10 protein-coding genes are annotated in these 12,237 nt (G+C 59.5%); 6 read left to right on the forward strand and 4 right to left on the reverse strand.

Annotated elements, in window-relative coordinates:
* Positions 1 to 91 precede the first annotated feature (91 nt).
* Positions 92 to 1,789, reverse strand: a complete 1,698-nt coding sequence (locus ACSQ87_RS22050) for an AMP-binding protein (protein ID WP_436274365.1) — start codon at positions 1,787 to 1,789, stop codon at positions 92 to 94.
* A 202-nt stretch (positions 1,790 to 1,991) separates the two neighbouring features.
* On the opposite strand from ACSQ87_RS22050, the gene ACSQ87_RS22055 reads away from it, so the two are divergent.
* The 4 genes from ACSQ87_RS22055 to ACSQ87_RS22070 are packed head-to-tail and all read left to right on the forward strand — an operon-like array spanning position 1,992 to position 7,559.
* Positions 1,992 to 3,155 (forward strand): isovaleryl-CoA dehydrogenase, encoded by a 1,164-nt coding sequence (locus ACSQ87_RS22055; protein ID WP_046047545.1) that lies wholly within the window; start codon positions 1,992 to 1,994, stop codon positions 3,153 to 3,155.
* A gap of 12 nt (positions 3,156 to 3,167) precedes the next feature.
* Complete coding sequence (locus tag ACSQ87_RS22060) at positions 3,168 to 4,775, forward strand: carboxyl transferase domain-containing protein (RefSeq protein WP_223430604.1); 1,608 nt, start codon at positions 3,168 to 3,170, stop codon at positions 4,773 to 4,775.
* Between the two features lie 13 nt (positions 4,776 to 4,788).
* Positions 4,789 to 5,604, forward strand: coding sequence for a gamma-carboxygeranoyl-CoA hydratase (locus ACSQ87_RS22065; protein WP_056740299.1), 816 nt, complete (start codon positions 4,789 to 4,791; stop codon positions 5,602 to 5,604).
* On the forward strand, positions 5,604 to 7,559 hold the full coding sequence (locus tag ACSQ87_RS22070; RefSeq protein ID WP_436274366.1) for a biotin carboxylase N-terminal domain-containing protein: 1,956 nt from the start codon (positions 5,604 to 5,606) through the stop codon (positions 7,557 to 7,559). Before ACSQ87_RS22065 ends, ACSQ87_RS22070 begins: the two co-directional genes overlap by 1 nt.
* A gap of 39 nt (positions 7,560 to 7,598) precedes the next feature.
* Here ACSQ87_RS22070 and ACSQ87_RS22075 read toward each other — a convergent pair whose 3' ends face one another.
* On the reverse strand, positions 7,599 to 8,249 hold the full coding sequence (locus tag ACSQ87_RS22075) for a LexA family protein (protein WP_436274367.1): 651 nt from the start codon (positions 8,247 to 8,249) through the stop codon (positions 7,599 to 7,601).
* 129 nt (positions 8,250 to 8,378) lie between these two features.
* On the opposite strand from ACSQ87_RS22075, the gene ACSQ87_RS22080 reads away from it, so the two are divergent.
* The gene (locus ACSQ87_RS22080; RefSeq protein WP_223430607.1) at positions 8,379 to 8,720 is read left to right on the forward strand and encodes a DUF6124 family protein; all 342 of its coding nucleotides are present in this window, start codon (positions 8,379 to 8,381) and stop codon (positions 8,718 to 8,720) included.
* Between the two features lie 484 nt (positions 8,721 to 9,204).
* Positions 9,205 to 10,356, forward strand: coding sequence for a M14 family metallopeptidase (locus ACSQ87_RS22085; RefSeq protein ID WP_223430608.1), 1,152 nt, complete (start codon positions 9,205 to 9,207; stop codon positions 10,354 to 10,356).
* Between the two features lie 96 nt (positions 10,357 to 10,452).
* On the opposite strand, the gene ACSQ87_RS22090 is transcribed toward ACSQ87_RS22085, so the two are convergent.
* Both ACSQ87_RS22090 and ACSQ87_RS22095 read right to left on the reverse strand, forming a co-directional pair.
* Positions 10,453 to 10,998 (reverse strand): cytochrome b, encoded by a 546-nt coding sequence (locus ACSQ87_RS22090; protein WP_436274368.1) that lies wholly within the window; start codon positions 10,996 to 10,998, stop codon positions 10,453 to 10,455.
* Positions 10,995 to 12,083 carry a catalase family peroxidase gene (locus ACSQ87_RS22095; RefSeq protein ID WP_436274369.1) on the reverse strand — a complete coding sequence of 363 codons (1,089 nt, stop codon included), beginning with the start codon at positions 12,081 to 12,083 and terminating at the stop codon, positions 10,995 to 10,997. Before ACSQ87_RS22095 ends, ACSQ87_RS22090 begins: the two co-directional genes overlap by 4 nt.
* Positions 12,084 to 12,237: the final 154 nt, after the last annotated feature.

Genomic DNA, 12,237 nt, shown 5'->3' on the forward strand with positions numbered 1-12,237 from the left:
GGGCTTGCTCGCGAAAGCGGTATGTCAGTCAACATTTTCGTCGGCTGATACACCGCTTTCGCGAGCAAGCCCGCTCCCACAGGGATTGTGGTCAGCCTTTGATATCTCGCAATTCCTCGATACTGATCTCGCGCATCCGAAACTTCTGGATCTTCCCGGTCACGGTCATCGGAAACTCTTCGACGAACTTAAAGTAACGCGGCGTCTTGAAGTGCGCGATGCGCTCCTTGCACCAGGCTTGCAGCTCCTGCTCGGTAGCACTGTGGCCCGGATGGAATTTGATCCAGGCGACAATCTCTTCGCCATAACGCGAACACGGAATCCCGATCACTTGCACATCGGCGACGGCCGGATGGGTGAAGAAGAACTCTTCCAGCTCCCGCGGGTAAATATTCTCACCACCGCGAATGATCATGTCCTTGTTACGTCCGGCAATGCACACGTAGCCTTCGTCGTTCATGCTCGCCAGATCACCGGTGTGCATCCAGCCGGCCTGATCGATGGCTTCGGCGGTGCCTTGCGGATTGTTCCAGTAACCGAGCATCACGCTGTAGCCGCGGGTGCACAGTTCACCGATAGCGCCGCGCGGCACCAGGTTGCCCGCTTCGTCGATGATCTTGCTTTCCAGTTGTGGCTGGGTGCGGCCGACGGTGGTGACGCGCAATTCCAGTTCGTCTGACGGACCGGTCTGCAACGACACCGGACTTGTTTCCGTCATGCCGTAGGCAATCTGCACTTCGCTCATGTGCATGTCACTGATAACCCGACGCATCACTTCGATCGGACAGGTAGCCCCGGCCATGATCCCGGTGCGCAGGCTCGACAGATCGAATTCAGCGCGTTTGGGCTGATCGAGCATGGCGATGAACATAGTTGGCACGCCATAAAGCGCGGTGGCCTTTTCTTCGGCGACGGTGGTCAGGGTCAGCAGCGGATCGAACGCATCGTTGGGGTAAATCATGGTGCTGCCGTGGGTCATGCAACCGAGGTTGCCCATGACCATGCCGAAGCAGTGATACAGCGGCACCGGGATGACCAGACGATCTTCATTGGTCAGGCCAAGGCTTTCGCCGACCATGTAACCGTTGTTGAGAATGTTGTAGTGACTGAGGGTCGCGCCCTTCGGAAAACCGGTGGTGCCAGAGGTGTACTGGATGTTTACCGCCTGATCGAAATGCAGGCTGTCCTGGCGTTCGCGCAACTGCTCGGCTGACACGCTGCCCGCCAGATCGGTCAATTGCGACCAAGGCAGGAAACCCGATGGCGGCTGAGCATCAAGGCTGATGACACCGCGCAGCTCCGGCAGGCGTTCGCTTTGCAATTTCCCGATGGATTGCTCCGCCAACTCAGGCACCAAACCATGCAGCATTCCGTGATAGTCGGAGGTCTTGAAGGCGCCGGCGCAGACCAGCCATTGGCAGCCCGACTGCTTCAACACGTATTCAAGTTCGGAACTGCGATAAGCCGGGTTGATGTTGACCAGAATCACGCCGATTTTCGCGCTGGCGAACTGACTGATACACCATTGGGCGCAGTTCGGTGCCCAGATGCCGAGACGGTCACCGGCCTGCAAGCCCAGCGCCACAAATGCTCTGGCGTGCAGATCCACGGCTTCGGCCAGTTGCTGCCAGGTGTAGCGCAACTGTTGATGACGCACGACCAGCGCCTCCCCGGTCGGGTATTGCGCGACGGTATTATCGAATGCCTGGCCGATGGTCATCGCCAGCAAGGCTTTGTCCTGGGAACCGCGGGTATAGCTGCGCTGCGGGCTTGCACTGGGTTGATCCATGACGACCCCTATTGTCTTTATTAGTGGGTTGTTGGAACGAGGCATGGCTAGCCCCGATCATTCAGAACTGGCTCTACTCTCGCTCAAGTTGACGTTAACGTAAAGGGTGATTGACAGCCATTCGTCACAGGCTTACGTTAACGTAAAGGTGAGAACCAAATCACGGCCCTCCCTACCCTACAAAAAAGCCAAAAGGTGACCCATGAGCTACCCATCCCTGAACTTTGCCCTCGGTGAAACCATCGACATGCTGCGCGATCAGGTTCAGTCCTTCGTCGCCAAAGAGATCGCACCCCGCGCCGCTCAGATCGACATCGACAACCTGTTCCCCGCCGACCTGTGGCGCAAATTCGGCGACATGGGCCTGCTGGGCGTGACCGTCCCGGAAGAATACGGTGGCGCTGGCCTGGGTTACCTGGCCCACGTGGTAATCATGGAAGAGATCAGCCGCGGTTCGGCCTCGGTTGCCCTGTCCTACGGCGCGCACTCCAACCTCTGCGTCAACCAGATCAACCGCAACGGCAATCACGAACAGAAAACCAAATACCTGCCGAAGCTGATCAGCGGCGAACACATCGGCGCCCTGGCCATGAGCGAACCGAATGCCGGTTCTGACGTGGTGTCGATGAAACTGCGTGCCGACAAACGCGGCGATCACTACGTCCTCAACGGCAGCAAAACCTGGATCACCAACGGCCCAGACGCCAACACCTACGTGATCTACGCCAAGACCGACCTGGAAAAAGGCCCCCACGGCATCACCGCGTTCATCGTAGAACGTGATTCCAAAGGCTTCAGCCGCAGTAACAAATTCGACAAACTCGGCATGCGCGGTTCCAACACCTGCGAGCTGTTCTTCGATGACGTCGAAGTGCCGGAAGAAAACATCCTCGGCGTGCTCAACGGCGGCGTGAAGGTGCTGATGAGCGGCCTCGATTACGAACGCGTTGTCCTGTCCGGCGGCCCGACCGGGATCATGCAGGCCTGCATGGACCTGATCGTGCCGTACATCCACGACCGCAAGCAGTTCGGCCAAAGCATCGGCGAATTCCAGCTGATCCAGGGCAAGGTCGCCGACATGTACACCCAACTCAACGCCAGCCGTGCCTACCTCTATGCGGTGGCCCAGGCGTGCGAGCGTGGCGAAACCGCCCGCAAGGACGCCGCTGGAGTAATCCTCTACAGCGCCGAATGCGCGACCCGAATGGCCCTCGACGCGATACAGATTCTCGGCGGCAACGGCTACATCAACGAATTCCCGGCCGGTCGTCTGCTGCGTGACGCCAAGCTGTACGAAATCGGCGCCGGCACCAGTGAGATCCGTCGCATGCTGATCGGTCGCGAACTGTTCAACGAAACCCGCTAAACGGAGCTGTCCATGGCTATTCTGCATACCCAGCTCAACCCCCGTTCGGCGGAGTTCGCGGCCAACAGCGCGGCAATGCTCAAACAGGTCGACGCCCTGCACACCCTGCTCGCTAAAGTGCAGCAAGGTGGCGGCCCGAAGGCGCAAGAGCGCCACACCTCGCGGGGCAAACTGCTGCCCCGTGAACGGATTAATCGCTTGCTCGATCCGGGTTCGCCATTTCTTGAAATCAGCCAATTGGCGGCCTACGAGGTGTATGGCGAAGACGTTCCGGCCGCTGGCGTGATTGCCGGGATCGGCCGTGTGGAAGGCGTCGAATGCATGATCGTCGCCAACGACGCCACCGTAAAAGGTGGCTCGTATTACCCGCTGACCGTGAAAAAACACCTGCGCGCCCAAACCATCGCCCAGCAGAACCGTTTGCCGTGCATCTACCTGGTGGACTCTGGCGGCGCCAACCTGCCACGTCAGGATGAAGTGTTCCCGGACCGTGAGCACTTCGGACGGATCTTCTTCAACCAGGCCAACATGAGCGCCATGGGCATCCCGCAAATCGCGGTGGTCATGGGCTCCTGCACCGCCGGTGGCGCGTACGTGCCGGCCATGGCCGACGAAGCGATCATGGTGCGCGAGCAAGCGACGATTTTTCTCGCCGGCCCGCCACTGGTGAAAGCCGCCACGGGTGAAGTGGTCAGCGCCGAAGACCTCGGCGGGGCCGATGTGCATTGCAAGATTTCCGGGGTGGCCGACCACTACGCCGAGAGCGACGAACACGCCTTGGCCATTGCGCGACGCAGCATCGCCAACCTTAACTGGCGCAAACTCGGCGAAGTGCAACAGCGCACGCCCATCGCCCCGCTCTACAACAGCAATGAGTTGTACGGCGTGGTGTCGGCGGATGCCAAGCAGCCGTTCGACGTGCGCGAAGTGATCGCGCGGCTGGTGGACGGTTCGGTGTTCGACGAATTCAAAGCGCTGTTCGGGACGACCCTGGTGTGCGGCTTTGCCCACTTGCACGGTTACCCGATCGCGATCCTCGCCAACAACGGCATTCTGTTCGCCGAAGCCGCGCAGAAAGGCGCGCACTTCATCGAACTGGCTTGTCAGCGCGGTATTCCGCTGCTGTTCCTGCAAAACATCACCGGTTTCATGGTCGGCCAGAAATACGAGGCCGGCGGCATCGCCAAGCACGGCGCGAAACTGGTGACCGCCGTGGCGTGCGCCAAAGTGCCGAAATTCACCGTGATCATCGGCGGCAGTTTCGGTGCTGGTAACTACGGCATGTGTGGGCGAGCTTACGATCCACGTTTCCTGTGGATGTGGCCGAATGCACGCATCGGCGTGATGGGCGCCGAGCAGGCGGCGGGTGTTTTGGTGCAGGTGAAACGCGAGCAGGCCGAACGCAGTGGTCACAGTTTCAGTGCCGAGCAGGAAGCCGAGATCAAGCAACCGATCCTCGACCAGTATGAAGAACAGGGTCATCCCTACTACTCCAGCGCCCGGTTGTGGGACGACGGTGTCATCGACCCGGCGCAAACCCGCGATGTATTGGCCCTGGCCTTGTCGGCGTCGCTGAATGCGCCTGTCGAACAGAGCCGCTTCGGCGTGTTCCGGATGTGATCGGGAGAAAATCATGAGCGACTTCAACACCCTCGAACTGCTGACCGACCCGCGTGGTTTTGCGACCCTGTGGCTCAGCCGTGAAGAAAAGAACAACGCGTTCAATGCCGAAATGATCCGCGAACTGATCCTCGCGCTGGACAAAGTGTCGAGCGATGCCAGTCTGCGTTTCCTGTTAGTGCGTGGACGCGGCAAGCATTTCAGTGCCGGCGCGGATCTGGCCTGGATGCAGCAATCGGCCGAACTCGATTACCACACCAACCTCGACGACGCCCGGGAACTGGCGGAGTTGATGTACAACCTCGCCAAGCTGAAAGTCCCGACGCTGGCGGTGGTGCAAGGCGCTGCATTCGGTGGTGCGTTGGGCCTGATCAGTTGCTGCGACATGGCCATCGGCGCCGATGACGCGCAGTTCTGCCTGTCGGAAGTGCGCATCGGCCTGGCCCCGGCGGTGATCAGTCCGTTCGTGGTGCAAGCCATCGGCGAACGCGCGGCACGTCGCTATGCGCTGACTGCCGAGCGTTTCGGCGGACAACGAGCGCGGGAAATCGGCTTGTTGTCGGAGAGTTATCCGATCGCAGAACTGGAACAGAAAGTCGAGCAGTGGATCGACAACCTGTTGCTCAACAGCCCGGCCGCCATGCGCTCCAGCAAGGACTTGCTGCGCGAAGTCGGCCACGGCGCGCTGACCCCGGCACTACGCCGCTACACCGAAAATGCCATCGCCCGAATTCGCGTCAGCCCCGAAGGTCAGGAAGGCCTGCGGGCTTTTCTGCAAAAGCGTCCGCCGAGCTGGCAAGCCGAAACCACCACCAAGGAGCCGCGTTGATGAGCGCACCTGTTCTCACCACCCTGCTGGTGGCCAACCGCGGCGAAATCGCTTGCCGGGTGATGCGCACCGCCAAAGCCCTGGGCCTGACCACCGTGGCCGTGCACAGCGCCACTGACCGTGAAGCCCGACACAGCCGCGAAGCGGATATCCGCGTCGACCTCGGTGGCAGCAAAGCCGCTGACAGTTACCTGCAAATCGACAAACTGATCGCCGCCGCCAAGGCCAGCGGCGCTCAGGCGATTCATCCGGGTTATGGCTTTCTTTCCGAGAACGCCGGGTTCGCCCGCGCGATTGAAGAAGCTGGCCTGATTTTCCTCGGCCCGCCCGCCTCGGCCATCGACGCGATGGGCAGTAAATCCGCCGCCAAAGCCTTGATGGAAACCGCCGGCGTGCCGCTGGTGCCCGGCTATCACGGTGAAGCTCAGGACCTCGACACCTTCCGCGACGCTTGCGAGCGCATCGGTTATCCAGTGCTGCTCAAGGCCACCGCGGGCGGTGGCGGCAAAGGCATGAAAGTGGTCGAGGACGTCAGTCAACTGGCCGAAGCCCTGGCCTCGGCCCAGCGTGAAGCGAAATCCTCGTTCGGCGATTCGCGGATGCTGGTGGAGAAGTACCTGCTCAAACCGCGTCACGTGGAAATCCAGGTCTTTGCCGATCAGCATGGCAACTGCCTGTACCTCAACGAACGTGACTGTTCGATTCAGCGTCGCCATCAAAAAGTCGTTGAAGAAGCACCCGCTCCAGGCTTGAGCCCGGAACTGCGTCGCGCCATGGGCGAAGCCGCCGTGCGTTCGGCGCAAGCCATCGGTTATGTCGGCGCCGGCACCGTGGAGTTTCTGCTGGACTCTCGCGGTGAGTTCTTCTTTATGGAGATGAACACGCGCCTGCAGGTCGAACACCCGGTTACCGAAGCCATCACCGGCCTCGATCTGGTGGCCTGGCAGATTCGTGTGGCCCGTGGCGAAGCGCTGCCGATGACTCAAGCCGAGGTTCCGCTGATCGGTCATGCCATCGAAGTGCGCTTGTATGCCGAAGACCCGGGCAATGATTTCCTGCCGGCTACCGGTCGACTGGAGCTGTATCGCGAATCCGCGCAAGGTCCGGGTCGTCGAGTTGACAGCGGTGTTGAAGAAGGCGATGAGATTTCGCCGTTCTACGACCCGATGCTGGGCAAGCTGATTGCCTGGGGCGAAGACCGTGAGCAGGCGCGACTGCGGCTGCTGAGCATGCTCGATGAGTTTGCCATTGGCGGGCTCAAGACCAACATCAACTTCCTGCGCCGGATCGTCGGCCATCCGGCGTTTGCGGCGGCCGAACTGGATACCGGGTTCATTCCGCGTTATCAGGAAGAATTGCTGCCCGTCGCCTCGGACCTCAGTGACGAATTCTGGCAAGCCGCCGCCCAGGCGTTTGCCCAAAGCCAGCCGAGTTCTCCACGAGCCGATGACCTGGTTTCGCCTTGGGCCAACAGCAATGGTTTGCGTGTCGGACGGCCGACAGAAATCACCCTGCACTTGAGTTGTGAAGGCCAGGATCGCGCGCTGACGTTGGGCGACGCTGATGCCCACACCGCTCAACTCAAGGGCGAGCAACTGCTGACCGAGCACAACGGCCTGCGCCGCCAGCATCGGGCAATCCGCCGGGGCGACGTTGTGTATCTGCAATGGGAAGGTGAATTGCGCCGCATCGAGTCCTACGACCCGATCAGCGCCGTCGAGGCCAGTCACAGCCATCACGGCGGGCTGACCGCGCCCATGAATGGCAGCATCGTGCGGGTATTGGTGGAAGCCGGGCAAATGGTAGAAGCCGGGGCGCAACTGGTGGTGCTGGAGGCAATGAAAATGGAGCACAGCATTCGTGCGCCACACGCCGGGGTGATCAAGACGCTGTATTGCCAGGAAGGCGAGATGGTCAGCGAAGGCAGTGCGTTGGTCGAGTTTGAAGAAGCATGAAATGAAGATCGGTCCTACGTCTTGCGAGGACCGATCTGATTAGAATTTGGCGGTTGCCTGAACCACTACGCCGATAATTCGGCACTCTTCGGTGTAAAGGGCTTTCGGATACGTCGGATTGAGCGGGACCAGGTAACGCTGCCCGCCCTCTTCGATCAGCTTGCGAAAGGTCGCCTCGGCGCTGTCCGACCACTGGGCGATCACCAGTTTTCCAGGTTCCGGCACGATGGCCGGGTCCACCAGGATCATCATGCCCTCGGCAATGCTGATACCCGTGGGCGCGGTCATCGCATCGCCCACCACACTCAACCAGAAGGCCGGGCCCTGGGCGTGGTAGTCGGTCAGCTCGAAGCGTTCCTCCTTGCGATACACCGTCAGCTCACCATCGCGCAGCTGCGCCGGCTCCTTCCAGTCACTGACCGGGTAGCGGAAGTACGGGTTGTACTTCAGCGCCAGAGGCATCTCCTCCTCTTCCAGGATGAGTGGTTCGCGGATCACCAGCACCACTTCGAGAAAGTCCATGCCCAGCGCCTTCAACACACGGTTCATGTTGACGACGCCGGGGTCGCGGCGTTTGTTCAGCCAGTGGCCGACGCCGCCCTGGGACATCCCGAGGCGATCTGCGAGTTCTTCTTGAGTGACTTTGAGTTCACTCATCTTGGCCTTGACCAATTCAATCCATTTATCCATGTGCGGCACGATACGTGGGCGCCTCCGGCCGTCAAAACACAAATTGTAGTATTTAATCTCTCGTCATAAATACAGTACGTACTAGGATTGGTTCACGGATCTGAATCTATCACGGAGCTTGCCATCGCCATGTCCATCCCCTGCAACGACCTGCCTGACATGCAAATCGACACTTCCCTCACCTCGCCAAAAGGCTCTGCCGCCGCGCAACGAGCGCTGGACTATTACTTGAAACCAGCTGTTTCAGAGGAAGTGGTCGAAGAACGTTTCTTTGACGTAAACCGCAACATCAGCTGCGAAGAGGCGCTGGTCCATGCCACGGATTTGCTACGTTGTGCCGCCGCCATCGCGTACGAGTCAGCCAGCAATTTGCAGGGCGCAAGTCGGGACCTGGCGTTTTCGGCGGTGCACATGATCGACATGGCCAGGGCGATGGTAAATCGATCCCTGGAGGGCGATCAGAACGGGTGACACTTGGGTGCTTGCGAGGAGGACGGGAAAGAATTTTCCAATCGCGCAGATAAAAGCATTTGACTTGTAAACGAGAATGATTATTATTGCACGCATCTGGTCGCGAGATCAGTCGATTGTCCAAGTGACCTTAGGTCGGTCTCCTGGACTATCTCCTCATCAGGCTAATCACGGTTTTTGACCCGGCTTTTTGCCGGGTCTTTTTTTTGCCAGTTATTCTGGCTTTACCTTCAGGCTAATGAAGTCTTTAGGTGCTGCAAATTCGAATGGCGCGGATGATATCAAAAGAATATCCGTTGGCAAGAGAAGCCCGGCATCATTGGCCCAAACTAAATCAAAAATAGCGCTTGAGAATCAATCGCGCAGTCTCTAAGCTGCGTCGGCGTCAAGGAGGACGCCCCCCGCTTCAACCCAGAATTTCCCCCGGTTTTTCCCTTCCCAGCGTGTAAAGTAACAGCCATAAAATCATATTCAGGAATCGACTATGGCCGTGGCTAAATCCTCTTTCGACATCAGTGCCAACTTCGACAGTGGCAACATTGAAGTGCTGGACATCAGCAATCCGTTGCAAGCCCTGCTGGCCATCAAGCCAGACACCCGCAGCCAACACTTTCAGTGGTTCCACTTCAAGGCCAGCGGTCTGCACGTCGGTCAGGAACACTGGTTTCGTCTGAACAATGCCAGCAAGTCCTCCTATAACAAAGCCTGGGATGGTTATCAGGCGGTGGCGTCCTACGACCACGTCAACTGGTTCCGGGTGCCGACCATTTTCGAAGGTGACTGCCTGCGCTTCAGCCTTGAAGCCACCGCCACCCACGCCTGGTTTGCTTACTTCGAACCCTACAGCCGCGGTCGCCATGACTGGTTGATCGAGCAAGCGCTGACCAAGGCCGGCACCGAACTGCTGGCCACCGGCAAGAGCGTCGAAGGTCGAGACATCCAGCTGCTGCGTAAAGGAACGGGCGCCGAAGGTCAGCGCAAGGTCTGGATCATCGCCCAGCAACATCCGGGCGAGCACATGGCCGAGTGGTTCATGGAAGGCGTGATCGAGCGCCTGGAAAAGCATGACGATCCTGTGCTGAACAAATTGCTCGCCAGCGCCGACCTGTATTTGGTGCCGAACATGAACCCGGACGGCGCCTTCCACGGTCACCTGCGCACCAATGCCATGGGCCAGGACCTGAACCGCGCCTGGCAGAGCGCCAGCCAGGAAATCAGCCCGGAAGTGCTGTTCGTTCAGCAGCAGATGGAAAAGTACGGCGTCGACCTGTTCCTCGACATCCATGGCGATGAAGAAATCCCCTACGTGTTCACCGCCGGTTGCGAAGGCAATCCGGGGTACACACCACGAATCGAAAAACTCGAAGAGCATTTCCGCAGTCATCTGAAGCACCTGACCAAGGACTTCCAGACCAAGCACGGCTACACCCGCGACGAACCGGGCAAAGCCAACATGACCCTGGCGTGCAACAGCGTCGGCGAGAAATTCGACTGCCTGTCGCTGACCCTCGAAATGCCCTTCAAGGACAACAACGATGCGACGAATGCGCTGACCGGCTGGTCTGGTAAACGCTCGAAGCAATTGGGCAAGGATGTGCTGACCACCGTTGCAGATATGGTCAACACTTTGCGCTGAACACGCAGAATCAAAAGATCGCAGGCTTCGCCAGCTCCTACGCCGACCGTGTGAACCGCACGAATCGTTGTAGGAGCTGCCGCAGGCTGCGATCTTTTAGCCGCGATCCTTGCCCCGCAACATGCTGTCCAGCACGTCGTCGCGGCGCACCCAGCCGTGAAACAACGCCGCCGCCAAATGCAGCAGCACCGTCAAGAACAACAAATACGCCAGATACCCGTGAGCCTTGCGCAGGAACGCAAACACCTGCGCATTCGCCGGTACGATCGATGGCAATTGCAACGAACTGCTGAGCATCACCGGATCCCCCGCCGCCGAAATCATCGCCCAGCCCAGCAGCGGCAAAATCAGCATCAAGGCGTACAGTAAAACATGTGAAGCCCTGGCCGCCAGCGCTTGCCAACCCGGCAGATCCGCCGGCAGCGGTGGCTGTTGCGTGGAAAAGCGCACGGCCAGGCGCACGATCACCAGCAGCAGAATCGCGACGCCCAAGGGTTTGTGCAGATGAATCAGCCACTCATGACGCTCGGACACCGAAGCGGCCATGCCCGCGCCGATAAACAGCATGGCAATGATCATCAGCGCCATCAGCCAGTGCAGCAATCGCGCTAAAGGCGCGAAGTGGTTCGGTTGAGCGCTCATTGACGAGACTCCTGTTTATTAGCGGCGGGCAACTGGCTGACTTCGCTGGTACGACGCAAGTAGGAAGTGGCGTACCCCGCTGAACGAGCGGCGAGCAATGGGTCGTCGGAACCTTCTATGCCGGCGGGCAGTACCAGCGGGTCGTAGTTGATGTCCCGGCATTCGCCATTGAGTTGCGGCTGGGTGCTTTCGAGCACCAGAGTGCCGGCGTTCAACACTTTGCGACCCTCGGGCCAGGCTTTGCTGGCGTCGTTCACCGGATCACCGGGGTTGGCCAGCGTGATGTTCAGCTGCCAACGCAGCGGCCCTGCGGAAATACGCTGCACCAGGTCTTTCTCCAGGAATTCACCCCCTTCAGGCGCCGTAGCACCCGCGGCATCCTGAGCGACGGGCACCATGCTCCAGCGCACCGCCTGTCGCTGTCCCGCAGCGTTCACCAGGTAAAACGCATTGACGCTGTTGTAGGTTTCCGTCACGTAACTGGCCGACGGCTTGGCGGTTTTGATCCAGGCCAGGAACGGTGCGGCTTCCGGATGCGAACCGAAGAACGCTGGTACGGCAGCCGGGTTCGGTTTGCCGGTGGCCGGGTCCGGCGACTGGGCCTGCTGCAATTGGTAGAACGCTTCGGGCGTACCCACCGGGAACACCGGCATGCTGTTCATCCCGGTGCGCCATTGTTGGCCGTTGGCCTGGGTGAACCGCAGGGCCAGACTGCGGATCGGCACGCTGTTGTCTGGCGCATAAGGATTACCGGCCGGCAATGCGAAACGCCCGACCACAGGGGTTCGCGCTTCATTGAACACCTGAGCACTGGAATAGCTGCGCGCCTCGCCACTGCTCTCGAAATGCCCGATCACACACACGCCTTTGGAGTGGTTACGCCGGAAACCCGGGTGCACGCCGTTGTTGGTCTCCAGCACATTGATCAGCTTTTTCGGCGTCAGGCGTTGTGGGTCGAAGGTGCCATTGACGTAGGCAAAAGCCCCAGCCACTGCGGCAACCACCACAGCAATACCGGCCAGACGTAATGTCAGGCTCGCGGCACTCAAGGGTGGCCGGGTTGGCGGTGATGAGCGATCTACCATGAAAGACTCCAGGGCCATCGGCCACAAGTGAGAAGGATCAAGCAGACGAACCCCACTGCGGTTTATTCCATCGCGCCGTATTTATTTTTTCAGGCGTGGAATAACCTCCAATGCCGGGCGTCTCTCAGGTGTCCGGTCTCACAAATACGTTCCT

This window comes from Pseudomonas sp. LjRoot277, from assembly GCF_964253845.1.
Classification (GTDB): Bacteria; Pseudomonadota; Gammaproteobacteria; order Pseudomonadales; family Pseudomonadaceae; genus Aquipseudomonas.

Bases quoted from the DNA above. Each gene is read 5' to 3' on its own strand.
- ACSQ87_RS22090 (WP_436274368.1), bottom strand. From the start codon at position 10,998: ATGAGCGCTCAACCGAACCACTTCGCGCCTTTAGCGCGATTGCTGCAC.
- ACSQ87_RS22075 (WP_436274367.1), bottom strand. From the start codon at position 8,249: ATGGATAAATGGATTGAATTGGTCAAGGCCAAGATGAGTGAACTCAAA.
- ACSQ87_RS22050 (WP_436274365.1), bottom strand. From the start codon at position 1,789: ATGGATCAACCCAGTGCAAGCCCGCAGCGCAGCTATACCCGCGGTTCC.
- ACSQ87_RS22095 (WP_436274369.1), bottom strand. From the start codon at position 12,083: ATGGTAGATCGCTCATCACCGCCAACCCGGCCACCCTTGAGTGCCGCG.
- ACSQ87_RS22055 (WP_046047545.1), top strand. From the start codon at position 1,992: ATGAGCTACCCATCCCTGAACTTTGCCCTCGGTGAAACCATCGACATG.
- ACSQ87_RS22070 (WP_436274366.1), top strand. From the start codon at position 5,604: ATGAGCGCACCTGTTCTCACCACCCTGCTGGTGGCCAACCGCGGCGAA.
- ACSQ87_RS22060 (WP_223430604.1), top strand. From the start codon at position 3,168: ATGGCTATTCTGCATACCCAGCTCAACCCCCGTTCGGCGGAGTTCGCG.
- ACSQ87_RS22065 (WP_056740299.1), top strand. From the start codon at position 4,789: ATGAGCGACTTCAACACCCTCGAACTGCTGACCGACCCGCGTGGTTTT.
- ACSQ87_RS22085 (WP_223430608.1), top strand. From the start codon at position 9,205: ATGGCCGTGGCTAAATCCTCTTTCGACATCAGTGCCAACTTCGACAGT.
- ACSQ87_RS22080 (WP_223430607.1), top strand. From the start codon at position 8,379: ATGTCCATCCCCTGCAACGACCTGCCTGACATGCAAATCGACACTTCC.